Source organism: Pandoraea sp. ISTKB (genome assembly GCF_001721285.1).
GTDB lineage: Bacteria > Pseudomonadota > Gammaproteobacteria > Burkholderiales > Burkholderiaceae > Pandoraea > Pandoraea capi.
The window spans coordinates 171,842-195,462 of the sequence record NZ_MAOS01000072.1 but is presented as its reverse complement, the minus strand read 5'-3'; the positions used below and the strand labels follow the sequence as shown (position 1 = coordinate 195,462).

The following is a 23,621-nucleotide window of genomic DNA, read 5'->3' as shown; positions in this document are numbered from 1 at the left end:
TTCATGTTTCGGTCGATCCTTCGGCCGGCACGACGTCATCTACGAGACGCCGCCCTCACGGCCTGTGGGCGAGTCGGAGCCTGTCGGTCTGGGAGATAGCTTACACCGCGATGCGTAACAGGTCTCGCGGAGGTCTTGTCGGTACGCCACTGACACGCGCGCCGCCGTCAAGCTTCCATCGACGGCAAAGCCCCGTGTGACGGGCGTTTCCCCTTGGATCTCTCACAACGTAAGGCAGTTTTGGCAGCGCAATATCGGTGACGTCCGTTGGCACAGCCCCGTCGCGCGGGTGCGGGGCGGCACGATTGCGTCCGACTATTGATCGATTGGCGCGATATATGCAACTTAATGTAAAATGCGCGGGTTTTACTGGGTACTTACCCGAAGTTTTTCCTAAACTTCGATTTCGAATATCGCCGCAGTGCGGCACGTGTGCACTCCGAACCATTCCGACTCCGAAGAGAGTCGATCCGGGGTTCGAAGTTTTGTGCACGGGGGGAGTTAACGAATGAACGTCGTACGGCATCGCCGTCCGACAGGGGCACGTAATACACAAAAAGCTGCGCAGTCGGCCATGCGACGCAATTCGCATGCCATTGCGCAAGCTATGGGACACGCTGGCGCATCTGCACGCCGTGTTGTCCTGACGATCCTGTTGGGCACTGCCACATTCATGAGCACGAGCGTCGCGCTCGCGCAGACATCTCAGTCACCGCTGACGCCGGCCAATGCCGAGCCGTCGGCGACAGTTGCTGCCACGGCCAGCGCCAACAGTGCGGTCGTTGCGCTGCCCTCGTCGGGAGCGTCCACGGCGATCAAACCGGCGGTCCCGATCGGTCAGTCGACCATCACGCAGGGGGTGGCGCAACTCAAGGAGCGCTACAACCTCTCGCACGTCTGGCTGCGCACCGAGACGGACGGTGGCGTTGCATTGGAAGCCGCGACGCCGGGCGATGACGTCCAGCAACTGCTGCCCGTGGCCAGTCTGTCGAAATCGGTAACAGCCATCGGCATTGCGCTGCTCGTACAGCAGGGCAAGCTATCGCTGGACGCCAAGCTCGGCGAGTTGCTCGACGTCTACTCGAAGCAGCATGGCAAGCCGCTCGACCCGAGCTTGCGCGAGCTGACCGTGCGGCGTCTGCTCGCGCACCGGGCGGGGCTCGCGACGAACGGCTTCAACGATCCGGTCAACGGCCTGTTCAGCGGCCTGGCGATTCGTCGCGTGGGCGGCAGTGCCGACTTCTTCAACTATCTCGACGCGGGCGACGCCGGCCACTCGACGGGCCGTTCCGACTTCGTGTATTCGAACGTCTCATATCTGTTGCTCGGGATGGTGATCGAAGCGGTATCGGGCGAGGACTACAAGGACTTCTGCGAGAAGTTCATCTTCGCACCGCTGGGCGTGACGGATGCGAAGCTGCCGGACAGCTGGCGTCTGCTTGCGCCGTTCGCGGGCTGGCAGATGTCGACGGGCGCGTTGCTCAAGGTGTGGCGTGTATTCGATATCCGGCGGCCGAGCCTGCTCACGGAGAAGACGCTGCGCGCGCTGTTGCTCGACAAGCAGTCGGGGCCGGTGAATTCGGATCGTGATGTGTATTACACGCTGGGCGTGTTCATGCTGCCGGGTGCGGGCGACCGCAGTTATCGCATCAGTCACGACGGCATCGCGGACTTCTTCCGTACGCAGTCGACTTATTACACGGTGGTGGAGAAGACGGTACCGGGCGACAGTTGGGCGCTGGTGGTGTCGCCGATTCCGTCGCGCGGTCAGTTCGGCGCGATTCAGCGCGACGTGCGCCGGATCATTCGTCAGGCGCGTCTGGTCCCTTGAGGGCGGTTGCGTCGGTCCTGGCGACGGCATCGTCGCCGGGACCGCAAAGATCCGTGAGATCGCAAACGTAGGTCCCTGCAATCAGACCGCGCTTCTGCGACGCGGTCAGTTGCTTGATGCGGTACTCGGCCCGCGAAGCCGCCGAGCGATCGGCAAACGAGAGCGAGAGCAGAATGCGCGAGGGCGGATACGCCCGCGTGAACCGCGCCCCCTTCCCTGCGACATGCGCCGCATAGCGCGCCTCGACGTCAACCGTTATCCCGGTATAAATCCGTCCACCCGCACACTCCAGCAAGTAGAGAAACCATGGCTTCGGTGGTGGGGTGACGAAGGCTTCGTCTTCGACTCTGTTAGTTGCTTCTTTCACGTTCAACGCACGCTCACTCACTTGACGACCAGGGCGACAGCGCGGGCAGAAGCATCGCCCACGACGACTCACCTTCCGTTCGAGCCAATCTGGCGCAAAGCGGCCAATTTACTCCCGAAATCGCAACTTTCGAACGAAATGATTTCATTATTCCCGCGAAGTCGCATCTTGGGGTAACGTCACACATCCACTGGCCCAACACGAAAACGACAAGCGCCATGACCGAGTCCGCTGCACCGGAGACACCTCACCCATCCCAGTCCGCGCATACGGCCGACGTCGCGCGACGCGAACGCTTACGGGCTCGCCTGCGCGCACTCGGTGGTTACGCCGCCTATGCCGCGCTTGCCCTCGCCCTCTGGGCGGCGAGCCACGGTAGCACTACGCTGGGATTGTCGCCGACCGCTGCGCAGGCCGCCGTGCTCGTGCTCTTCACGATCGGCGCATGGGCGTTCGGTCTGTTTCCCGAGCCCGTCACGACCCTCACCTTCTTTCTGCTCGCCGTGCTGCTTCACGTAGCGAAGCCGGAGGTGATCTTCGCAGGCTTTCACTCGGCGGCGTGGTGGCTCGTCTTCGGCGGCGCCGTGACCGGGCTCGCCGTTCGCACGACCGGCCTCGGTTCGCGTCTGGCATCGACCGTCTTCGCACTCAAGCGTCCGACGTACCCGCGCTACGTGGCGTCCGTGCTGATCGCGAGCGTCGGGCTCGCGTTCGTCATGCCTTCTACTACCGGGCGCATTCTGCTGCTCATCCCCATCGTGCTCGCACTCGCGGACCGCATCGGTCTCACCGAGGGACGTCGCGGCCGCACCGGCCTCGTGATGATGGTCGCCGCCGCCAGCTACATGCCACCGACGACGATTCTGCCCGCGAACATTCCGAACAGCGTGCTGATGGGCGCCGCCGACTCGTTCTACGGCGTGAAGCTGCATTACGCGCCGTACCTGCTGTTGCACTTCCCTATTCTCGGGGCACTCAAGGCCGCGATTCTGATCTGGGTCGTCTGCCGCCTGTTCCCGGACGACGGCCCGCTCACGAACACTGCCACCGCAACACCCCCGCCGTTCACCGCCGACGCGCGACGTCTGTCCATTCTGCTGGCGCTCGCACTCGCCGGCTTCGCCACAGACGCGTGGCACGGCATCTCCCCCGCGTGGATCTCGGTGGCCGCCGCCATTCTCTGTCTGCTGCCCGCGATTCACATCGTCACGCCTAAGACCTTCACCGATCAGATGCAGATCACCCCGCTCATCTACGTGGCGGGATTCCTCGGGGTCGGTGCGGTGGTCGCCGATACGGGACTCGGAGAAAAGGTCGCGCGGCTCTGTCTGGATGCCGTGGGCATGGTGCCCGGTACCCCCGTCATCAACGCCGCATGGCTGATTGCCATCGGTGCGGCCATCGGCCTCGTCGCCACCCTGCCGGGTCTGCCCGCCGTGCTCACACCGCTCGCGGGGCAACTGTCGACGGCCAGCGGCCTGCCGCTCTACACCGTGCTGATGCTGCAAGTGCCGGTCTTCTCGACGGTGTTGCTGCCGTACCAAAGTCCGCCGATGATGATCGCGATGCACCTCGGGGGTGTCGGGATGCGCGACGGCACGCGCCTGACAGTAGCGATGACGCTCATCACGCTCGTGCTGCTGTTCCCACTCGATTACGTCTGGTGGCGTGTGCTCGGCATGCTGCCGTAGTCCGCCACCGTTGCCGACGATGTGCCGCGCGTCGTCATGTGACGCGTCGGCACGCCTTGCGGATCGCGACAGAACACGAGCCAGCGATCGCCGTCTTCCTCACGCCAGAATGCGCCCTCACGCTCGAGAATTGCGCCTAGTCGCAAACGCATGTCGCGACGCCTCGGGTCGCTCACGCCCGGCAGGATCATGCCGCGCACGTAGCTCAGATGCGGCACCGTGCGAAGCAACGTCCGGATCAGCTGACAGAAGCGTCGCACCGCATGCTCGCCAGATCGGGCTTCGGCGTGAAGCCGAAAGTCGGTGATCGTCAGCACGTTACCGACGGCGCGCTTCTCCAGACGATGACAAAGGGACAACTCGCCGTTTTCGACGCGTTGTCCCATCGTGATATGCATGCGTTCGCAAACCTCTGCGCGCGCCGTGAAACGGTGAGTCCTGAAAAATGCCGCAACGGCGCGCTCGCAGACTGTCATGGCTTAGCGAATCGTGTCGTACATCTTCGTGACCTGCTGTCCGATCATGCCGTACATCGAACGCGACACATCGCGGATATCGGCACTCGTCGCGTCGATCCGCTGACGCAGCCGGTCGTTGGTTCGCCGCGTCTCCTCGGAGAGCGACATCTCGAACTCGCCGAGCACGTCGTTATCGCGACCGGCCAGCGCGTCGTCGTTGGACACCACGTCGAACGGCGACTTCACGAACTGACTCACGCCCTTGGTCGTCTCCCCCACCGCCGTCCCCACGACCCGCAGCTTGCCCAGCTCACCGCCGAACCCGGCGGCACCGGAACCGACGCCCCCGACCAGAGAGAAGCTGCCGGAGACGATTCCGCCGATGGCCGACATCAGGCCCGAGTTGTAGTGCGACCGGTTGGCGTTGAACTTCTCGGCACGTGCCGTTAATCCACGCTCGAACACCATCGAATCGTGACGCGTGCGGTAGGCCTGATCGGTGTTGCGCTCCGCGACCCGCATCGAGAGAAACAGCGCGATGAGCATCTGCGCCGATTGCAGGCCGTCGACCTGCTCGCGAAGGCGCGGCACGGCGCCCGTCATACGCGATGTGCCGACGTTCGCGTCGCCTGCCGTCGAGCGGTGATGGATGTCAGATGCATCGTCGCCCGCCGAAACGTAATTCGCGAAGGTGAAAGCGGAATGCATAGTCGTCGTCATGTCCTGCTCCAGAATGAATCGGCACGACCTGTCGCCGTGCCGTGGATTTCGAATGATCAATGTGTCCGAGTGCCTTATGCGCGCGCCGACGACGCCGCCATCCGGATGCGCATCTCGCCCGTCTTCTGCACCTGCTCCCCCGTGGATACGGCCATGTCGTTCTGCTGCCCCACGAGCGTTTCCATGCGCTTTGCCGTCTGCTTCTTGTCGTCGCCGTTCATCTGCATGAGCATCTGCAACCACATCATGTCGACGGAGAGGTCACGCGCCTCGTTCTGCAACTTCGCGCGCTGTACGCCGACGATGCCCTGCCCCAGTGCATTGGCCCCAGCGAACGTGCCGCGCACCGCGTGAGACAACGACCACGAACCGCGCGCCAGCGCAAAGTAGCCCTGCGTGTTCATGCGCGACGTGAACGAGCGGGTCAGCCCCTTCGCGCTAACGCTCTTGCCACGGGCGACCTGTTTGGCCGCCGTCTTCGCCACCTTGTCGAAGGCGCGCGCCGCCATCTTCTCGATCATCTGCTGCGTGAACTGCTCGGCCATGCGGTTGAACCCCGCACGCGCCAGCCGACGTGCACTCTGCGTGCCGCTCTGAAGCAGCGATCTGCCCACGCGCTTGCCGACTTCGTTGCCGATCACATAGCCGATCTCAGAGACCACCCGCGTCTTGATCGCATCGACGGCGGCCTTGTCACCCGACTTCACCGCTTGCTCAAGCGCTTCGGCGGCACCGGCCTTGAAGACACGGCTGGCGGCCTTCGTCGTGGCGCGCTTGGCAAGGAAGCCCTTCACCGACGTGCCGAAGCCCACGACCATGCCGAGCATCTGGAACGCCAGTTGCGCATGCCCCCACTTGGCCGCTTCCTTCTCGTGATACGCCGCGTTCTTCGGATCGGTCAGCGCCATCGTCTTGTGATACGCCGCGCCCAACCCCGCGATCCCTGCGCCCACGTCGGCCACGCCGCCCGCGATCATCATGGGATTCATCGTCAGTACGCCCGTCACGACCTTCACTGCGCCGACCACGACATCGACGGCGGCGATGAGCCAGTCGAACACGACCCCGAAGATGCCGCCCTTACGGGCCTGATTCGCGTCCTCGGTTTTTGCATCCATCTGCTCGCGATACTTCTGAATGTCTTCCTGACGCAGCTTGTCCTGCCGCTCTGCGAGCAACGCCAGGGCTCGCTGCGTCGACTTCGCCGTATCGCCCAGCGAGTCCATCGCGATCATCGACGCCAGCATTGCAAGCGTGGACGGATCGACGTTTTCCAGCGCGGCGAGATCCGAACCCTGCGTCGATCCGTTGGCAAGACTCGACGACCGCAACGCGCTCGCAGCCAGGCCACTGCCGATAGTCAGCAGGCGGTTCAACATGCGGGAGAACGCGTCGTTGGCGTCGCGCCAGTCGGCGCCGCCCGGCGTGTCGGGGGTGAAGTCCTCGGTAGCGAGCCAGTCCTGACGCTGACGACGGGCACGAGAGGCGTCGGCAGATTCGAGCGATTCCTGTGTCCCGTTCCCCGTGGACACCGCGTCAACGCCACCGGCAGCAATCGGCGCGTAGCCCGCGCCTATGGAGTGAATGACTGTCATGATGAAGTGGGTTCCGTGTTGCGGTTGAGTGCGTCGCACCGGCCTCGGGCCGAGCGCGCGAGTGTTTCGTGCTGAGGCAGTTGTGCGCAGATGCGCAGCGTCGCGCGATACGACAGTCCCGCATAAGCGAGATTGCCCATGTGCTCGTAACTGATCCCCGCGAGATAGGGCGGACGCGGATCGGATCCGCAGATCACGCCCGCCTTCGCGAAGCACGGCAACGCCTGCTCGTGCTGCCCGAGACGCTGATAGCAAAGCCCCAGCCCGTACCAGTCGTCGAACGACCATTGGTCGAGTGTCGCGAGAATGAAGTACACGCGCTGAGCGCGCGCGATATGCCCCTCACGGAAGCGTCGTGCAGCGTAGGCCCGCACACTTGCGAGATCGGTCTCATCGAGATCGGCGAGCATGCGCAACGCGCCGCCGCGCTCGAAGAACCTCGAGAGAATGGCCGGCGCATCGGGGGTGTGCTCGCCAGCGTCAGCCGACGATGCGACGTCCGGGATCTCCGGCGTGCTCACGTGCGCATCGACCCGTTGATCTGGTTGAGCTGCGAGCCTTGCGACGAGTAGATGGTGTTCACGAGCGTCGACGCGCCGTTGTATTCCTGAAGCTTCTTGTTGATCTTGATCTGATCGACGGTACGGCTGTCGGACGCCTTCTCGACAAACCCTTCCGCCGCCGCTTTGAGCGCACGAAGGTTCGCGGCAGAGTATTCGTTATCGGTACCGGTCGGCGCCTGATAGCCGCTCTCGCCCAGACGCCTGGTGCGGCCCTCCCATTGCATCAGCGTCTTCTTCGTTCCGTTCTGGTCGACGGTAATCTCGATGCTGTGCTTGTCGAAGAAGCCGCGCACCCCATCGCCAAGTGCGACCTTCTTCGCGGTATCCGAGCCAATGTCGTTGATCAGCGATTCGATCTGATTGGCGGCATCGCGCGCTTCCTGTCCTTCCTTCTGGCGGCTTTGCATCTCCTGAATCATGTTCTGCGCTTCGCCGTTGTTCATCTCCATCATCAACATGGCGTAGGCGGCGAGCGTGCCGTGGAAGTCGAGCTTCTGGACGACGCCGCCGATGGAAACATCGCGAATCAAACCGCCCATGAGCGGGCTATTGAATGAAGCGGTACGCAGCGACGAGTTCGTGCCGGACACAAGAGTCATAACGTTGGATTCCTGAAAATTGAGGTCAATCGAGAAAGCGAAATACCGATCGCGAGCGAGGCTTAAATGCTGCTCACGAGCCTTTTCATGATTTCGCCGAGTTTGGAGACGACGGCGTTGTACAACGTCAGCGTGTTGTCGTAGCGGGTCACGAGACGCTTGAGTTCGATCTGCGCACTCGTGCTCGACGCGCCATCGTTCGCCGCGAGTGATTGAAGCTTCGCGCCAAGGCTTTGCAGACCTGCTGCATCGAACGACGCATCCGCCACGCGCGTCGCCACCAGCCCGTGATGCACAGCAAAGTCGCGCAGCGCCTGTGGCAGCCGCTGCGGATTGCCGCCAGCACTCACCTGCTTTTGCATGGCATTGACCGACGCGACGAACGCACCGGCCTCGCGAGCGACAGCCATGCGAGCCTGCGCGTTTGCGAGCCACGCATCTGCCTGTGTCTGCAAGTCACTCAGACGGTCGTCGGCGACGGCAATCGTCGAGAGCAACGGATCTTCGGAACGGGAGACGGAGGAAGGAAGCGACGCGGTGCCGGACGCGCCCGGTGCATCGAAATACATCCGCGATGCCTGCCCTTGATGTCGATAGATCATGAGCGGCTCCGCATCAGGCGCACGTCCGACGCCGAAACGGCGCACGTTTGACGGGTTGCCCCGGCTTCGCGTCACCGTGCAAAGCGGACGTTGGGGACGTTGAGGACGATGCGGACAACGCAGACGCCAGTGACGAGTCGGCCATCAGACGCTCGACACTGTGCGTGAGCGCAGCCGACATGCGACGGATCTCACGCTCGTCGCGCCGGAAGTCTTCGCTGCGCATCAGCGCTTCGAGTCGCTGAAGTTTTTCGCGGGCCTGCGGTGTATCAGTCGCTTCCAGACGAGCAACCTCGTCGAGTACCGACTGATACTCCTGCATCTGCCGGTGCAGCTTCTGCCCGACGCCTCGCATCTCGGCGCATGCGCGCTCGTATTGCGCGATGACATCGTCCGTCCCGGCGGACTCGGGTACAGCTTGGGAAGGTTGTTGCGACGACTCAGACATGAAAACGCCTCCGTACGTTGCGGTCAGTCAATTCAGACATGTCGCATCGTACGGAGGCGTGAGGGAGCCGCCTTTGCAAAGCCCGTCATCGCTTCCGGGAACCGGCCTCGCTTCAGTCATTTCCCAGTGACGCAGAAGTTACGCGCATCGCGTTGCACGATGCGCTGTCACCTTATCCGGCGGGACGTGCCGACGAAGCCATCACGTCGACGTCCGCGCCCGCGGTGATCGAAGGGCGTTGCCTTAACTTGCGCTCACGCCTGACCGAAACCGCCACCTCCCGGGGTCTCCACGACGAAGATGTCGCCCGGCTGCATCTGCGTACGTCCGATGTGTGCCAGATCCTCGCGTGAACCATCCACGCGTTCGACGTAGTTCGCACCGAGCGCCCCGGTGCCGCCGCCCTGTGCACCGAACGGTGCGTACACGCGATTATTGGAGAGGATCGACGCGGTCATCGGCGTCAGGAAGCGAATGCGACGCACCGCGCCGTTCCCGCCTTGCCAGCGTCCCTGACCACCCGAGCCCGTACGAATGCGGTGGCTTTCGAGACGCACCGGATAGCGCCACTCCAGCACCTCCGGATCGGTCAGACGCGAGTTCGTCATGTGCGTCTGCACGGCGTCGGACCCGTTGAAGCCGTTGCCCGCTCCGCTGCCGCCCGAGACGGTCTCGTAGTACTGATACGTCTCGTTGCCGAACGTGAAGTTGTTCATCGTGCCCTGGCTCGACGCCACACTACCCAGCGCACCGTAAAGCGCGTTGGTAATCGCCGACGACGTCTCCACGTTGCCCGACACCACTGCCGCCGGGAACACCGGATTGAGCATCGAGCCTTGCGGCACGATCACCGTCAGCGGCTTCAGGCAACCCGCGTTGAGCGGGATGTCGTCATCCACCAGCGTACGGAAGACGTACAGCACCGCCGCCATGCACACCGCACGCGGCGCGTTGAAGTTGTTCCGCAACTGGGCCGACGTACCGGTGAAATCGATGGTCGCGCGCTGCGTGGCCTGATCGACGCGAATCGTCACTTCGATGACCGCGCCGTTGTCCAGCGGATAGCGATAGTGCCCGTCGGCGAGCGCGCCGATCACGCGACGCACGGCGGCTTCCGCGTTGTCCTGCACGTGCCCCATGTAAGCAAGCACGACATCGCGCCCGAACTCGCCCACCATGCGGCGCAATTCGTCCACGCCCTTCTGGTTCGCCGCCACCTGGGCGCGCAGATCGGCCATGTTCTGGTCGATGTTGCGTGCGGGATAGCGTGCGCCGCCGAGCAGTTCGCGCGTCTCGCGATCGCGCAGCTCACCCGCGGCCACGAGTTGCCAGTTGTCGATCAGCACGCCCTCTTCTTCCACGTGCGTCGAGTCAGGCGGCATCGAGCCCGGCGTGATGCCGCCGATATCCGCATGGTGACCCCGCGAGCCGACGTAGAACAGCGGCTCGGGCGCGCCCACGCGCGTGGCGTCGTCCTCACTCGCGACGAACACCGGCGTAATCACTGTGACGTCCGGCAAGTGCGTGCCGCCGTGATACGGATCGTTGAGCATGAAGACGTCGCCTTCGCGCATCTTGCCGCGATTGCGCTCGATCACAGTCTTGATGCTCTCGCCCATCGAGCCGAGGTGCACCGGCATATGCGGGGCGTTGGCGATGAGATTGCCGTCGCGATCGAACAACGCGCAGGAGAAGTCCAGACGTTCCTTGATGTTCACCGAGTACGCCGTGTTTTGCAGACGCAACCCCATCTGCTCGGCGATGGACATGAAGAGGTTGTTGAAGATCTCCAGACGCACCGGATCAGCTTGCGTACCCAGACCACGTTGGGTCTCACGCGGCACCACGCGCGTGAGCACGAGATTGCCCTGCCCCGTCATTTGCGCTTGCCAGCCCGGCTCGACCACCGTCGTGCCGCTCTTTTCCGCGACGATCGCCGGACCGTCGATGGTGTCGCCCGCGAGCAGCGTGTCGCGCTCGAACAGCGACGCTTCGTGCCACGTGCCGCCTGCGTAGAGCTTCACCTGATCCACCGGCTGCGGCACGCCCGACGTGCGCGCTTGCAGCGGGGTGATATCGACGGGGGCGTCCGACAGGCCGATCGCCTCGACCGACGCCACTTCGACGATGAGCGCCGCGCCGTCCATCAGGAACGAATAGCGTTGACGATAGGCGGCTTCAAACGCGTCACGCATTTGCGCCACGCTGCCGAACGGCACGGCGATCGCCGAGTCCGTGCCTGCATAGCGCACGTGAACGCGACGCACCGTCTCGATGCGTGCGGGCGGCACGCCTTGCGCGAGCAGCACGTTCACCGCTTCGTCGGCGAGTGCGCCGAGCGCGTCTTCCAGCGCGACGAGACCGTCGTCCGCCAGCGGCGCTTCGATCATGCGTTCACGCATGGCGGTCTGGTCGGCCAGCCCCATGCCGTAGGCCGACAGCACGCCCGCGAGCGGATGCGCGAAGACCTTCGTCATACCGAGTGCATCGGCCACACCGCAGGCATGCTGACCGCCCGCGCCGCCGAACGTCGTCAGCACGTAACGGCTCACGTCGTGACCGCGCTGCACGGAGATTTTCTTGATGGCGTTGGCCATCGCACCGATGGCGATCTCGAGGAAACCTTCCGCGAGGGCTTCAGGCGTCTGACGACGCCCCGTCGCCTGCTCGATCTCGGCGGCCAGTGCAGTGAACTTCTCAACGACGACATCGCGGTCGAGCGGTTCGTTGGCGTTCGGGCCGAAGACCTTCGGGAAGTGCGCCGGTTGAATCTTGCCGAGCATGACGTTGCAGTCCGTGACCGCCAGCGGGCCGCCGCGACGATACGCCGCCGGTCCCGGATTCGCACCGGCCGAGTCCGGCCCCACGCGCAGTCGCGTGCCATCGAACGACAGCACCGAGCCGCCACCAGCGGCCACGGTGTGGATGCTCATCATCGGTGCGCGCATGCGCACGCCGGCGACCTGCGTCTCGAACACGCGCTCGAACTCGCCGTTGTAATGCGAGACGTCCGTCGACGTGCCGCCCATGTCGAAACCGATCACGCGTTCAAAGCCCGCAGCGCTCGAAGCTCGGACCATGCCGACGATGCCACCAGCCGGACCCGACAGGATGGCGTCTTTGCCCTGAAAGTTGTCGGCGCGCGTGAGCCCTCCGCTGCTCTGCATGAATTGCAGATTCACACCGGGCATTTCCTTCGCGACCTGCTCGACGTAGCGGCGCAGAATCGGCGACAGATACGCGTCGACGACAGTCGTGTCTCCGCGCGAGACCAGCTTCATCAGCGGCGAGACTTCGTGGGAAACGGAGATCTGGGCGAAGCCGATGTCGCACGCCATCGCCGCCAGTTTCTTTTCGTGCAATTGATAGCGATAGCCGTGCATCAGCACGATCGCCAGCGCTCGAATGCCCTTGGCGTAGATGCCTTCGAGCGCGAGGCGTGCCGCGTCGAGATCGAGCTCACGCACCACTTCGCCGTGCGCACCGACGCGCTCGTCGACTTCCACCACTTCCGCATACAGCGCTTCGGGCAAGGCGATGTCGAGATCGAACAGACGCGGACGATTCTGGTACGCAATGCGCAATGCGTCGCGAAAGCCGTGCGTGGTCACCAGCGCAAGCGGCTCGCCCTTGCGCTCAAGCAGCGCATTGGTCGCCACCGTCGTGCCCATCTTCACCATGTCGACCAGCTCGGGCGTGATCGGCTCACCGGCGGCCAGTCCCAGCAGATGACGGATACCGGCCACCGCTGCGTCACGGTACTGCTCCGGGTTTTCGGAGAGCAGCTTGTGCGTGACCAGCGAGCCGTCCGGACGGCGTGCCACGATATCGGTGAAGGTGCCGCCACGGTCGATCCAGAACTGCCAGCGCGAAGCGGTCTGATGCGCAGGGGCGCGGTTTTGAGCGGAGGGCGTGAGAGCGTTCGTCATGGTGTCACTCGCAAAGCAAAGGTCAAACGAGAATCAGAAGAGAGAACGACACGTTGCCGTATCGTCTCCCGTTATCGGTTTTTCAATTCGTAGTCCGAAACACAAGACGCACGAATCCCGGCGCGGATCCATTCGGAGGTCACCGAACGGATCCTCACACTAGCGATTTCGCTATCGGGAGAGGTTCAACAGAGCGCATCGGACGCGGCAGCGACGGCTGCCGCGGTGGATCATTGGCACATGTCGTGCGGTCGTTCGCCGATCAGTGCGTGCGCGTCTCGAGCGAGTCGAGTTCACGACCGCGCGTCTCAGGCAGCGTGAGCGCTGCGAGGATCAGCACGCCGTACGCCACACCGGCGAAGATGCCGATCGTCGTCCCAAGTCCGTACTCTTTCGAGAGCATGCCGATCAGGAACGGGAACAGCGCACCGACGGCGCGGCCGACGTTGTAGCAGAAACCCTGGCCGGAACCGCGAACGCGCGTCGGGAACAGTTCCGTCAGGAACGCACCCATGCCGCTGAAGATGCCCGAGGCGAAGAAGCCGAGCGGAAAGCCGAGCCAGAACATGGCGCTGTCGGTCAGCGGCAGCGACGTGTACGAGAACGCGATCACCATCGAGCCGACGGCGAACAGAATGAAGTTCGGCTTACGGCCCAGACGATCCGTCAGATACGAGCTCGCCAGATAGCCGACCCACGAGCCGAAGATGATCATCGCGAGATAGCCGCCGGTGCCCATCACCGTGAGATGACGCTCCGTCTTCAGGAACGTAGGCAGCCACGTCGTGATCGCGTAGTAACCCCCTTGAGCACCCGTCGTCAGCAATGCCGCACGGATCGTCGTCGACAGCAGCGCGGGGCTGAAGATCGCGGCAAGACCCGGCGCGTCTTCCGACTTCGCCTGCTTGGCCTTCTCCTTCTGGTACACCTCCGGTTCCTGCACGTAACGGCGGATGAACAGCACCAGCAGCGCGGGCAGCAGACCGATCAGGAACAGGGCGCGCCAGGCGAGATCGCCGGGCATCAGCGAGAACAGCACCGAGTAGAGAATCGCCGTCAGACCCCAGCCGATGGCCCAGCCCGACTGCACGAGCCCCACGGCTTTACCACGATCGCGAGCGCGAATCACTTCGCCGATGAGCACGGCACCGGCCGTCCATTCGCCACCGAAGCCGAAGCCCATGAGCGCGCGTGCGGCGAGCAGTTGGTGGTAGTTCTGTGCGAGACCGCACAGCCCGGTGAACACGGCGAACCACAGCACCGTGAGTTGCAGCGTGCGCACGCGGCCGATGCGGTCCGACAGAATGCCGGCGACCCAGCCGCCGAGCGCGGAAGCGAGCAGCGTGAGCGTGCCGATGAAGCCCGCGTCGGCGAGGCTGATGCCCCACGTCGCGACCAGCGTCGGAATGACGAAGCTCAGCATCTGGGTATCCATGCCGTCGAGCATGTAACCGACCTTGCAGCTCCAGAACGCGCGCTTTTCGCGCGGCGTGGCGTCGCCATACCAGCCGAACAGGCTGCCGCCGGCTTCCGCGGGGGCGGAGGCATTCGACGCTGCGGGGGGCGCGAGTGGGGTTTTGCTTTCCATGAGAAAAAGACTCCGGTGATGTCCTGACTTGCCGTGTGGTGCACTCGGGCCGCGCTCATCCGATAGGCGTGAGTCGTCACCGGCGGGCAACACCTCTCCCGCCGCAGCCCTTCATGGCGCGGTTCTTTTGTTAATACGTGATACTTGTTGACGCGGGTGATGCAGGGGTTGATGCGATGCGAAGACGAATGTCCCGAAGCGAATACATCACATCGAATACGTTGTGCAAAAACGTCGAAAGCTCACTCGCGACGCGCCCGGACACTCGCACTCATGCAAGCCGCCCCGTGCGCGCCGGTGTCGCCGTCAGAAGACGGCAAGCGAAGCGTTCGGAATATCCGTCATCAGCATGTAACCCGGACGATGCGCAATCGCGAGGGGCAGCTTCGCACCCATGAGCGCCGTCTGCGGGGTCACGCCACAGGCCCAGTACACCGGCAGCTCGCCATCGCGAATGGTCACGGCGTCGCCGAAATCCGGCTTCGACAGGTCCTCGATACCCAGTTCGGCCGGATCGCCGATATGGATCGGCGCGCCGTGCACGCCGGGAAAGCGCGTGGTGATCTGTACGGCGCGAATCGCATCGGCGCCCTTCATCGGGCGCATCGACACGACCAGCTCGCCGCCGAACTTGCCCGCGCGCTGGTTGGCGATCTTGGTGCGATACATCGGCACGTTGCAGCCTTCGTCCACGTGGCGCAGCGGAATGCCCGCCTTGGCCAGCATGTCCTCGAACGAGAACGAGCAACCGATGGCGAACACCACGAAGTCGCTCTGCCAGAACTCGGCGAGGTTATCGACCTGTGCATCGAGCTTGCCGTCGCGATAGACGTTGTAGCCCGGCACGTCGGTGCGGATATCGACCTCGCGACCCAGCGACGGCACGTGCCACTGGCCCGGCTCGCCCACGCCCAGCAACGGGCACGCTTTCGGGTTGCTCTGACAGAAGCGCAGGAAGTCATGCGAGTGCGCCACCGGCAGGATAGCGAGATTCGCCTGCGCGAAGTCGCCGCAGTAGCCTGCCGTCGGCCCACGGAACTGCGCCGAGCGCACCGCCTGACGGAATTCGTAAGGCGTGATGGTCTCGCGCTGCGAAGTGAAGTCGTGCGGGGTGGCGCGTTGGTTCATGACGGATCCTGCATCCTGCGTTTGGGGGAGATGCCATGGCGGCATCGGATAGGCAGAAGCATAGAAAGAAAAAAAAGTTATCGCTAACGAGTTTTTGTTCGCACCGCCGTATAGAATTTCTTAACAACCTCGGGGGTTTTCCCGAGGTTCGTTGCATTTATTTTCACTGCCCCGTTCACCGTACATTGCGTGATTTGGGTAGCTTCCCAGCTCGCAGGCCCTCATGAACACGCGCTTTCTCGAAACGTTCGTCACGCTCGCCGTACTGCGCAACTTCCGCGCAACGGCCGCCGCCCTGCACGCCACCCCGGCCGCCATCTCGCAACGGCTCAAAGTGCTCGAAGAGGAATTGAAGACGGAACTGGTCGATCGCGAAAGCCGCGAGTTTCGTCTCACGCCGAACGGCGAATATCTGCTCGGGTATGCAAAGGCGGTCGTGGAGGCGGCGCGACGTCTGCAAGCGGCAGCGTCAGGCGAGAGCACCTTGCGCGGACGGTTGCGGCTCGGCGTGATCGAGACCGTCGTGCATAGCTGGCTGCCAAACTATCTGCGACGCCTCGCCGCCGACTACCCCACCCTCGAAGTCGAGTTGACGGTCGACGTCTCCGTGCAATTGCAGCGCCGCCTCATGGCCGACGAACTCGATCTCATCATTCGCGTGGAAGGCAGCGACGACAGCAGCGTGGTGTGCAACGCCCTCGCCAACTATCCGGTGCACTGGATTGCGCGCAAGGGAATGTTTCCGAACACACGCAGCGGGCTCGCGAAGCAAGTGCTTCAGCATCCGATCCTGACGTATGGGCGCGGCACCGCGCCACATCGCGCGCTCGAAGACATCGTGGCCAAGCTCGCGGGCGTGCACGGCGTGCCGCTCTCGGAAACGCGCGTGACCGGATCGCCCTCGATTGCCGTGATCGTGCAACTGGTGCGCGACGGCTTCGGTGTGGCGGCGATTCCGCGTCTGTTCGTCGACACGCTGATCGCGAATGGTGAAGTGGTGGAGTTGCCGTTGCAGCCCGCACCGCCGTCCATCGTCGTGTCGATGTCGCGACGCGCCGATGCGCCACTCTTCGTTCACGGCGCCGCCACCGCCGCGCGCACGGCATGCGCCGAGTACTGCCAGAAAAGCGATCGCCGTCTGGTGGAATTGTTGTGAGGGTTTGAGGTTTCAGGCTCGGCGCGCGTCGGCGATTCAGCGGAAGTGCGCCAATCGCGTGACGAACGTGAAATCGGCTTCCGCCGCCATCAACGCCATGAGCACGAGCAACGCCAGCGGCGGAATCAGAATCGCGTAGACGAGCGCGAGACGCTCCCATCGCATGTGCATGAACACTGCCACGATCAGGCCCGCCTTCGCGACCATCAGCGCGAGAATCAGGCCCCATCGCAACATGCCTTGCAGGTTCGCGTAGTCGACGAGATACGAGAGCGTCGAGAGCACGAACAGCAGTCCCCACACCTTCAGATAAAGGCCAACGGCGTGTTGCTGTCCGGTGTGTTCGACCGGCGTGACCGGTGGTGCCGACGACGCAGCGTCGGCCGATGTCGCAGCGGATTGCATCGCTCCTCCTACCAGAGATAGAACAGCGCAAAGATGAACACCCACACGAGATCGACGAAGTGCCAGTAGAGGCCCGCGATCTCCACGAGTTCGTAGTTGCCGCGTCGCTCCAGCGTGCCGTTGAGCACTTTGCGCATGACGGTCAGCAGGTAGATCACGCCCGCACTCACGTGAAGTCCGTGAAAGCCGGTGATCATGAAGAAGCACGCGCCGAACTGCGCCGCCCCCATCGAATTGCCCCACGGACGAATGCCTTCGTGCACGATCAGATTCGTCCATTCGAACGCTTGCATGGCGACGAAGGCGATGCCGAAATACGCCGTCGCCAGAATGCAGGCGGCGGTCTTGTCGCGGTCGCGTCGATAGGCGTAGTTCACCGCCATCGCCATCGTGCCGCTGCTGGTGATGAGCACGAACGTCATGATCGCAATGAGCAGCAGCGGCACCGGATGACCGTTCACGTTCAGCGCGAAGATCTCCGCCGGATTCGGCCAGGGCGCGGTCGTCGACATGCGCACCGTCATGTAGCCGATGAGGAAGCTGCTGAACACGAAGGTGTCCGAGAGCAGGAAGATCCACATCATCGCCTTGCCCCACGGCACGCGAAACGCTGCGCGATCTCCCGCCCAGTCGGTGACGACACCGCGCCAGCCGTCCGGCGGCTCGGCGGTCGTGGCTGCTGACGACGAAGTGTTCACGATACGACTCCTATGCAACGCCTCCCGGCTCGGCCCGGCACCTGCGGATCACGGGATCACGCGCCCGTGCCGCAAAGCCGCTGCGCAATCTCGGGCGTGAGGTTGACGATGGCCGCGAACAGCACCACCCACAACACGAACAGAAAGTGCCAGTACTGTGCGGTCAGCGACAGCCGTCGCGCGCGGGCCGCATGTGACATGCGATGCGACGCGAGCAACGCCCACGCCGCCATCCCGCCGAGCAGATGCAATGCATGCAGGCCAGTGAGCAGATAGAAGAAGCTGTTGGCCGGATTGCCGCTCACGCCGTAACGACGCATCGTGAGGTCGTGCCAGACCCAGACCTGCCCCACGACGAACCCCAGCGCCAGCACACCGCTTGCGCCCCATTCGCGTCGCGAGCGACGCAGTTCACCGTGGCGGGCCTGCGACGCCGACGATTGCATCACGATGCATGCGGCCGCCAGCAGGCCGGTATTCACCCACAGCGCATTGACGGGCGGCAACGGGCGCCAGTCGCCGAGGCTCATGCGCATCACGTACGCCACGAGCATCAGCCCGAAGAGCATGCCGATCACGCCCATGAGCCACCAGAGCGCGACCTGTGATGCCGACCGTCTGCGCGGCTGTGCCACGGGTGCGCCGCCGGGCGGCATGGGGGGCCAGGACGGAACGGGTTTCATGGCGTCGCTCCTTTCGGGGAATCCGGCGGTGGCGTGCGCGATGCGGGCGGTTCGGATTGCCCGGGTGGCGCGGTGGGACGGCGATGCAGCGCCGCCGAATCGCCATGCACCAGCGTGGCGGGACGTCGCGGGTCCGGCGCGAGGTTCTGCGGCACGAAGTCGTCGATATCGCCCGGCACGCTGTACTCGTACGGCCAGCGATACGCCGTGGGCAACACCGGGCCCCAGTTGCCGTGCACGGGCGGCACTTGCGGCGTCTGCCATTCGAGCGACGCTGCACGCCACGGATTCGCGCCGGCGAGCTTGCCGTGCCGCACGCTCCACGCGAGGTTGAACAGGAACAGCAACTGCCCGAGCGCCACCACGAACGCTGCCACCGAGATGTAGGTATTCATCGTGTGTGCCGAGTCGGGAATGAAACTGTAGTTCTGAAACTCGTAGTAGCGACGCGGCATGCCGAGAATACCGAGGTAGTGCATCGGAAAGAAGATGGCGTAAGTGCCGAGAAACGTGATCCAGAAGTGCCACTGTCCGAGGCGGTCGTTCAGGCGCCTGCCGGTCACGAGCGGATACCAGTGATAGATGCCGCCGAAGATCACCAGCAGCGGCGCCACGCCCATCACCATGTGAAAGTGCGCCACCACGAAGTAGGTGTTCGACAGCGGCATGTCCACGCTGACGTTGCCGAGGAACAGCCCCGTGAGCCCACCGATGCAGAAGGTGCTGATAAAGCCGATGGCGAACAGCATCGGCACCGTCAGATGGATGTCGCCGCGCCAGAGCGTGAGCACCCAGTTGTAGACCTTGATCGCGGTCGGAATCGCGATGATGAGCGTGGTCGTCGCGAAGAGAAACCCGAAATACGGATTCATGCCGCTGATGAACATGTGGTGCGCCCACACCACGAACGACAACACGCCGATGGCGAGAATCGCCCACACCATCATGCGGTAGCCGAAGATGTTCTTGCGCGCGTGCACGCTGATCAGATCGGACACGATGCCGAACGCGGGCAGCGCCACAATGTAGACCTCGGGGTGGCCGAAGAACCAGAACAGATGCTGGAACAGCAGCGGGCTGCCGCCGCGATAGTCCAGCGGCTGCCCCAGCGACACGATCGCCGGCATGAAGAAGCTCGTGTGCAGCGTCTTGTCGAGCAGCATCATCACGCCGGAGACGAACAGCGCCGGGAAGGCGAGCAGCGCGAGCACCGTCGCCATCACGATGCCCCAGACCGTCAGCGGCATGCGCAGCAGCGTCATCCCCTCGGTACGCGCTTGCAGCGCCGTGGTGACGTAGTTGAGCCCGCCCATCGTCGCGGCGACGATGAAGATCACCAGGGAGATCAGCATCAGCACGATGCCCCACTCCGTGCCCGGTGTCCCGGGCAGGATGGCCTGCGGTGGATAGAGTGTCCAGCCGGCGCCGGTCGGGCCGCCCGGCACGAAGAAGCTCACCATCAGCACGACGACGGCCAGCAGGTAAACCCAGTAACTGAGCATGTTCAGGAACGGGAAGACCATGTCGCGCGCGCCGACCATGAGCGGAATCAGGTAATTGCCGAACCCGCCGAGGAACAGTGCGGTGAGCAGGTAGATCACCATGATCATGCCGTGCATGGTGACGTACTGGTAGTAATGACTGGCGTCGATGAACGAGAACTTGCCGGGAAAGCCGAGTTGCAGACGCATGAGGTTGGACAGCACGAGACCGACCAGTCCCACGGCAATGGCCGTGCATGTGTATTGCACGGCGATCACCTTGTGGTCCTGACTCCAGACGTATTTCGTCCAGAAGCTTTGCGGGCCATGCGCACCTGAACCGTAGCCCCCTGCGTGGGCGGCGGAGTTGTCGTTGTCGGCATTGCCTGTCATGACCAACCTCCCGGTGAAATCGCTACGATTTCCTGTGATTGCCGGTGCGCGGCGCACAAGCGCTCATCGCACCGGACCGTCTATGGCGCCGGACGGATCATCGGCACGCTTGGCTGCGCAGGCCCGGACGGCTGCGGACCGGTGGACTGCCGCGGCGGTATCGCCAGCGGCGGCGCCGTGGTCCTCGGATCGTTCTGCAACGGCAGGCCGGGCGTGCCGCCCGAGCGGCGCGCGGGCTGCGACGGCGCCTGAGCGCCGTTGCCCGACGGCGATGACGGTGTGAGCGGCGCGAACTGCACGGGCGGACGCGGCGTCAGAGGCGTGTTCTGCGCGAGCGTCAGTGCGGCGGTTTGCGCAGACGGTGAGGCGTGCACGGCGCCCGACGCCATGGCCAGAGGAAGGATCGCGACGGCAGCGGCACGTTGAAGAGGTTTGAACATATCGACCGAAGAAAAGGCTATGGGTTGAGCCGGTTGAGCTGACTGAGCTGATGGAGCCGAGGGCGTGGGTGCATCCGGTTTCGCCGACGAGCTCGCGCCCAGCGTACGGATGTAGGCAATCAGTGCCTTCAGTTCGTCGTCGCTCAGCTCCACTATAGGCATGATCGGCGCAAAGCCTTTGGGTACCCGCGCCGTTGGATTGCGGATGAACGTGGCGAGGTAAGCCTCGTCGACGTGCGCGGAGCTACCGTCCTGAAACGTCTCCATCTTGCCGTAGAGACCGTGCCATGTCGGTCCGACGCCGGGCGAGCCATCCACCGAATGGCAGCCGGCGCATCCCTTGGCCTGCGCGAGCAACTTGCCCTTCGCCGCAAGCGGATCGGCCGCCGCCGCCCCGGCGTGCTTCGCCTGCAATGCCGCGAAGGTCGGCAGGGTAGCCACCCAGGCGTCGTAAGCGGGCTTGTCGTCGACGACGACCACGCCGCGCATGTTCGCGTGCCCGACGCCGCACAGTTGCGCACACAGGATGTCGAAACGCCCGGTGCGCGTCGGCGTCAGCCACATCTGCGTGACCATCCCCGGCACCATGTTCATGCGCGTGCGAAACGGCGGGACGTAGAAATCGTGCAGCACGTCTTTGGCGCGTAGCAGCAATTTCACCGGCTGCCCGACGAGCAGATGCAGCTCCGGGGCATCGACGATGCGGTTGTCCTGATTGGCGGGATCCCGGGGATTCAGGCCCAGCGGATTGTCGGCGGTGACATATTGGGGGTCCGAAGTGCCCAGCCGCCCGTCCGGTCCCGGCAGCCGGAAACGCCATTGCCACTGCTGGCCGACGACCTCGACCACGCGGGCGTCTTTCGGCGGATCGATGAGTTTGGCGTAGACGAACAGCCCGGGGGCGAGCATGGCCGCGATGCCGACGGTGGTGATACCGATCAGCCAGGCTTCGAGGCGACGGTTATGGGGCTCGTACGCCGCCCGATGCCCGTCGCGATGCCGATAGCGAAAGATCGCCCATGCCACGAAAAGATTGATGACAACGAAGGCCACGCCGGTGATCACCAGCGTAATCGTGAGGGTGTCGTCCATCTGCCGCCAGTTCGACGCCAGCGGGGTCAGCCACCACGGACTCCAGAAATGAAAAGCGAGCGCGGCAGCGACAACGACGATCAGGAGGATCGGGAGGGCCATGGCGCGCGAAGCACGCGCGGCACGCACACGCCGATGTGCGCGCCCGCACGGCCCTTGCCGAACGAGTCGTCTTGCACGATGTCGGTCTCCCTCCTGTTATGTGCTTTAAGGCTAGTCGGACATGACGACGTGTCAAGGTCAAACTTCGTGCGCTGGCGTCGTAACCTTATCCGGCGTAGCATTCGCTCAAATTGCTTGCAAACGAGAGATCAGTGCAATGGAAATGCATCGTAAGGAAATTGGCCAGTTCATCGCCGCACGTCTACAGGAAAATCTCGAGAGTGCCCGTACGCAGTGGCAGCAGAGTGCGCCGGTGAATTACTTCGTTGTCGACAATGTATTGCCGGAAGACTTGGCCGCGTCTGTGCGCGCGGGTTTTCCCGATGCCTCGACGATGATGTTGCGCAAGAGCCTGCGTGAGTTGAAATACGTGTCGGCGCAGATGAATCAGCACGCACCGATTCTCGAAGAAGTGATCTTCGCGTTTCAAATGCCGGAGGTCGTCGACCTCGTCACACAAATCACCGGCCTGCGCTCCCTGTATCCGGACGAGCATCTCTACGCGGGCGGCATCTCCATGATGGGTCCCGGACACTTCCTCAACCCCCATCTGGACAATTCACACGACAAGGATCGCGCGCGCTATCGCGTGCTGAACCTGCTGTATTACGCATCACCGGGCTGGCGCGAGTCGTTCGGGGGCAATCTCGAAGTATGGCCGAACGGCACGAAGGCGGAACCCGTGACGATCGTCAGCGAATTCAACCGTCTGGCCGTCATGGTGACGAACCAGCATTCCTGGCACTCCGTCTCTCCTAACCTCAGTCAGGAGCAGCGCTGCTGCGTGTCGAACTACTATTTCTCCGATCACCCGGTCGGTGACGACGAATACTTCCACCCGACGTCGTTTCGCGGACGTCCCGATCAGCCAGTGCGCGATGTCGTGCTGCAAGCCGATGCGGCAGCGCGGCGCGTCGTGCGCACGCTGTTCCCGCACGGTGTTGCGGGTAACAAGCACGTCTACAAGAAGGACTGACCCACGATGTCCAGGCGCGAGCGGATACGGGTCCTGTCCGTCGAAACGCTGTCGGCGCAACAGCGCAGGCTGGAGCGGCAGACCTTCGAGTATGCGCGCGAAGATGGTGTGAAGCAGGTGCTGGACCGCGAGATTTATCACGTTGGCGATGGCGCGGCCGTGCTGCTTTACGATCTCGCGCGACGCACGGTGATCCTCGTCGATCAGTTCAGATTGCCGGCCTATTTGCGCGGCGAGAGCGGCTGGATGCTTGAGGTTCCTGCCGGTTTCGTCGACGGTATCGCGCCGGAAGTGCGCGCCCGCGAAGAGGCCGAGGAAGAAGCCGGGTACCGGGTGGGGGAGGTGCAGCAGGCATTCAAGGCGCTGATGATTCCCGGATGCATTCCGCACCTCGTGCATGGCTTCGTCGCACCGTACACACCCGCCGATCGCATCGGCAATGGTGGTGGATTGATACAGGAAGGCGAGGACATCACTGTCGTGGAACTGGACATCGACCGCGCGCTCGACATGGTCGCAAGCGGGGAGATTACCGACGCGAAGACGATCATGCTGCTTCAGCATGTCGCCCTTCGCGTCTTTCGCTAGAGGATCAACTTGCGCGTGGCGCGCCGAA

General features: G+C 63.7%; 20 protein-coding genes and 1 pseudogene. 5 read left to right on the top strand and 16 right to left on the bottom strand.

Going from position 1 to position 23,621, the window contains the following annotated elements:
* Positions 1-574: 574 nt before the first annotated feature.
* Positions 575-1,831, top strand: a complete 1,257-nt coding sequence (locus tag A9762_RS24740; protein ID WP_170836315.1) for a serine hydrolase — start codon at positions 575-577, stop codon at positions 1,829-1,831.
* Here the strand turns inward: A9762_RS24740 and A9762_RS24735 are convergent.
* Positions 1,803-2,198: a GIY-YIG nuclease family protein gene (locus tag A9762_RS24735; protein ID WP_069344642.1), complete on the bottom strand. Its 396-nt coding sequence runs from the start codon at positions 2,196-2,198 to the stop codon at positions 1,803-1,805. The genes A9762_RS24740 and A9762_RS24735 overlap by 29 nt on opposite strands.
* 218 nt (positions 2,199-2,416) lie before the next feature.
* On the opposite strand from A9762_RS24735, the gene A9762_RS24730 reads away from it, so the two are divergent.
* Positions 2,417-3,889, top strand: a complete 1,473-nt coding sequence (locus tag A9762_RS24730; protein ID WP_069344609.1) for an SLC13 family permease — start codon at positions 2,417-2,419, stop codon at positions 3,887-3,889.
* Here A9762_RS24730 and A9762_RS24725 read toward each other — a convergent pair.
* The 10 genes from A9762_RS24725 to A9762_RS24680 all read right to left on the bottom strand — a co-directional run bounded on the left by A9762_RS24725 (position 3,853) and on the right by A9762_RS24680 (position 15,519).
* Positions 3,853-4,287: a hypothetical protein gene (locus A9762_RS24725; RefSeq protein WP_069344608.1), complete on the bottom strand. Its 435-nt coding sequence runs from the start codon at positions 4,285-4,287 to the stop codon at positions 3,853-3,855. The genes A9762_RS24730 and A9762_RS24725 overlap by 37 nt on opposite strands.
* A gap of 81 nt (positions 4,288-4,368) precedes the next feature.
* Entirely contained in the window at positions 4,369-5,067 is a 699-nt protein-coding gene (locus A9762_RS24720) for a hypothetical protein (RefSeq protein WP_069344607.1), read from the bottom strand.
* Positions 5,068-5,141: 74 nt separating this feature from the next.
* Positions 5,142-6,662 (bottom strand): type III secretion system translocon subunit SctE, encoded by a 1,521-nt coding sequence (sctE, locus tag A9762_RS24715; protein WP_069344606.1) that lies wholly within the window; start codon positions 6,660-6,662, stop codon positions 5,142-5,144.
* Positions 6,659-7,183 (bottom strand): CesD/SycD/LcrH family type III secretion system chaperone, encoded by a 525-nt coding sequence (locus tag A9762_RS24710; RefSeq protein WP_240493703.1) that lies wholly within the window; start codon positions 7,181-7,183, stop codon positions 6,659-6,661. The genes sctE and A9762_RS24710 overlap by 4 nt, the downstream gene beginning before the upstream one ends.
* On the bottom strand, positions 7,180-7,824 hold the full coding sequence (locus A9762_RS24705) for a hypothetical protein (RefSeq protein WP_069344605.1): 645 nt from the start codon (positions 7,822-7,824) through the stop codon (positions 7,180-7,182). Before A9762_RS24705 ends, A9762_RS24710 begins: the two co-directional genes overlap by 4 nt.
* A gap of 62 nt (positions 7,825-7,886) precedes the next feature.
* Complete coding sequence (locus A9762_RS24700; protein WP_139133385.1) at positions 7,887-8,426, bottom strand: hypothetical protein; 540 nt, start codon at positions 8,424-8,426, stop codon at positions 7,887-7,889.
* A 13-nt stretch (positions 8,427-8,439) separates the two neighbouring features.
* Complete coding sequence (locus tag A9762_RS24695) at positions 8,440-8,874, bottom strand: hypothetical protein (RefSeq protein WP_069344603.1); 435 nt, start codon at positions 8,872-8,874, stop codon at positions 8,440-8,442.
* Between the two features lie 254 nt (positions 8,875-9,128).
* A complete protein-coding gene (locus tag A9762_RS24690) occupies positions 9,129-12,803 on the bottom strand; it encodes a hydantoinase B/oxoprolinase family protein (RefSeq protein WP_069344602.1) in 3,675 nt (1,224 codons plus the stop codon).
* A 262-nt stretch (positions 12,804-13,065) separates the two neighbouring features.
* Positions 13,066-14,391 carry an MFS transporter gene (locus A9762_RS24685; protein ID WP_069344601.1) on the bottom strand — a complete coding sequence of 442 codons (1,326 nt, stop codon included), beginning with the start codon at positions 14,389-14,391 and terminating at the stop codon, positions 13,066-13,068.
* Positions 14,392-14,697: 306 nt separating this feature from the next.
* Positions 14,698-15,519: a putative hydro-lyase gene (locus A9762_RS24680; RefSeq protein WP_256388787.1), complete on the bottom strand. Its 822-nt coding sequence runs from the start codon at positions 15,517-15,519 to the stop codon at positions 14,698-14,700.
* A gap of 223 nt (positions 15,520-15,742) precedes the next feature.
* Between A9762_RS24680 and A9762_RS24675 the strand changes: the two genes are divergently transcribed.
* Positions 15,743-16,675, top strand: coding sequence for a LysR family transcriptional regulator (locus tag A9762_RS24675; RefSeq protein WP_069344600.1), 933 nt, complete (start codon positions 15,743-15,745; stop codon positions 16,673-16,675).
* 36 nt (positions 16,676-16,711) lie between these two features.
* Here A9762_RS24675 and A9762_RS24670 read toward each other — a convergent pair whose 3' ends face one another.
* From A9762_RS24670 to A9762_RS24650, 5 genes and pseudogenes are all read right to left on the bottom strand, one after another.
* Positions 16,712-17,080, bottom strand: a complete 369-nt coding sequence (locus tag A9762_RS24670) for a cytochrome C oxidase subunit IV family protein (protein WP_069344599.1) — start codon at positions 17,078-17,080, stop codon at positions 16,712-16,714.
* 8 nt (positions 17,081-17,088) lie between these two features.
* On the bottom strand, positions 17,089-17,778 hold the full coding sequence (locus A9762_RS24665; protein WP_069344598.1) for a heme-copper oxidase subunit III family protein: 690 nt from the start codon (positions 17,776-17,778) through the stop codon (positions 17,089-17,091).
* Positions 17,779-17,834: 56 nt separating this feature from the next.
* Positions 17,835-18,461, bottom strand: coding sequence for a cytochrome c oxidase subunit 3 (locus tag A9762_RS24660; protein WP_139133384.1), 627 nt, complete (start codon positions 18,459-18,461; stop codon positions 17,835-17,837).
* Positions 18,458-20,335 carry a cytochrome c oxidase subunit I gene (ctaD, locus tag A9762_RS24655; RefSeq protein WP_069344596.1) on the bottom strand — a complete coding sequence of 626 codons (1,878 nt, stop codon included), beginning with the start codon at positions 20,333-20,335 and terminating at the stop codon, positions 18,458-18,460. The genes A9762_RS24660 and ctaD overlap by 4 nt, the downstream gene beginning before the upstream one ends.
* Before the next feature lie 515 nt (positions 20,336-20,850).
* Positions 20,851-21,969 (bottom strand): annotated as a pseudogene (locus tag A9762_RS24650) (c-type cytochrome); the annotation flags it as partial.
* A 217-nt stretch (positions 21,970-22,186) separates the two neighbouring features.
* On the opposite strand from A9762_RS24650, the gene A9762_RS24645 reads away from it, so the two are divergent.
* Positions 22,187-23,005: a 2OG-Fe(II) oxygenase gene (locus A9762_RS24645; protein ID WP_240493702.1), complete on the top strand. Its 819-nt coding sequence runs from the start codon at positions 22,187-22,189 to the stop codon at positions 23,003-23,005.
* Between the two features lie 6 nt (positions 23,006-23,011).
* Positions 23,012-23,593 (top strand): hypothetical protein, encoded by a 582-nt coding sequence (locus A9762_RS24640; protein ID WP_069344594.1) that lies wholly within the window; start codon positions 23,012-23,014, stop codon positions 23,591-23,593.
* Positions 23,594-23,621: the final 28 nt, after the last annotated feature.

Excerpts from the sequence above, each read along its gene's own strand:
- A9762_RS24680 (WP_256388787.1), bottom strand. The coding sequence starts at position 15,519 with ATGAACCAACGCGCCACCCCGCACGACTTCACTTCGCAGCGCGAGACC.
- A9762_RS24685 (WP_069344601.1), bottom strand. The coding sequence starts at position 14,391 with ATGGAAAGCAAAACCCCACTCGCGCCCCCCGCAGCGTCGAATGCCTCC.
- A9762_RS24705 (WP_069344605.1), bottom strand. The coding sequence starts at position 7,824 with ATGACTCTTGTGTCCGGCACGAACTCGTCGCTGCGTACCGCTTCATTC.
- A9762_RS24640 (WP_069344594.1), top strand. The coding sequence starts at position 23,012 with ATGTCCAGGCGCGAGCGGATACGGGTCCTGTCCGTCGAAACGCTGTCG.
- A9762_RS24660 (WP_139133384.1), bottom strand. The coding sequence starts at position 18,461 with ATGAAACCCGTTCCGTCCTGGCCCCCCATGCCGCCCGGCGGCGCACCC.
- A9762_RS24670 (WP_069344599.1), bottom strand. The coding sequence starts at position 17,080 with ATGCAATCCGCTGCGACATCGGCCGACGCTGCGTCGTCGGCACCACCG.
- A9762_RS24645 (WP_240493702.1), top strand. The coding sequence starts at position 22,187 with ATGGAAATGCATCGTAAGGAAATTGGCCAGTTCATCGCCGCACGTCTA.
- ctaD (WP_069344596.1), bottom strand. The coding sequence starts at position 20,335 with ATGACAGGCAATGCCGACAACGACAACTCCGCCGCCCACGCAGGGGGC.
- A9762_RS24690 (WP_069344602.1), bottom strand. The coding sequence starts at position 12,803 with ATGACGAACGCTCTCACGCCCTCCGCTCAAAACCGCGCCCCTGCGCAT.
- A9762_RS24695 (WP_069344603.1), bottom strand. The coding sequence starts at position 8,874 with ATGTCTGAGTCGTCGCAACAACCTTCCCAAGCTGTACCCGAGTCCGCC.
- A9762_RS24675 (WP_069344600.1), top strand. The coding sequence starts at position 15,743 with ATGAACACGCGCTTTCTCGAAACGTTCGTCACGCTCGCCGTACTGCGC.
- A9762_RS24720 (WP_069344607.1), bottom strand. The coding sequence starts at position 5,067 with ATGACGACGACTATGCATTCCGCTTTCACCTTCGCGAATTACGTTTCG.
- A9762_RS24730 (WP_069344609.1), top strand. The coding sequence starts at position 2,417 with ATGACCGAGTCCGCTGCACCGGAGACACCTCACCCATCCCAGTCCGCG.
- A9762_RS24740 (WP_170836315.1), top strand. The coding sequence starts at position 575 with ATGCGACGCAATTCGCATGCCATTGCGCAAGCTATGGGACACGCTGGC.
- sctE (WP_069344606.1), bottom strand. The coding sequence starts at position 6,662 with ATGACAGTCATTCACTCCATAGGCGCGGGCTACGCGCCGATTGCTGCC.
- A9762_RS24700 (WP_139133385.1), bottom strand. The coding sequence starts at position 8,426 with ATGATCTATCGACATCAAGGGCAGGCATCGCGGATGTATTTCGATGCA.
- A9762_RS24725 (WP_069344608.1), bottom strand. The coding sequence starts at position 4,287 with ATGCATATCACGATGGGACAACGCGTCGAAAACGGCGAGTTGTCCCTT.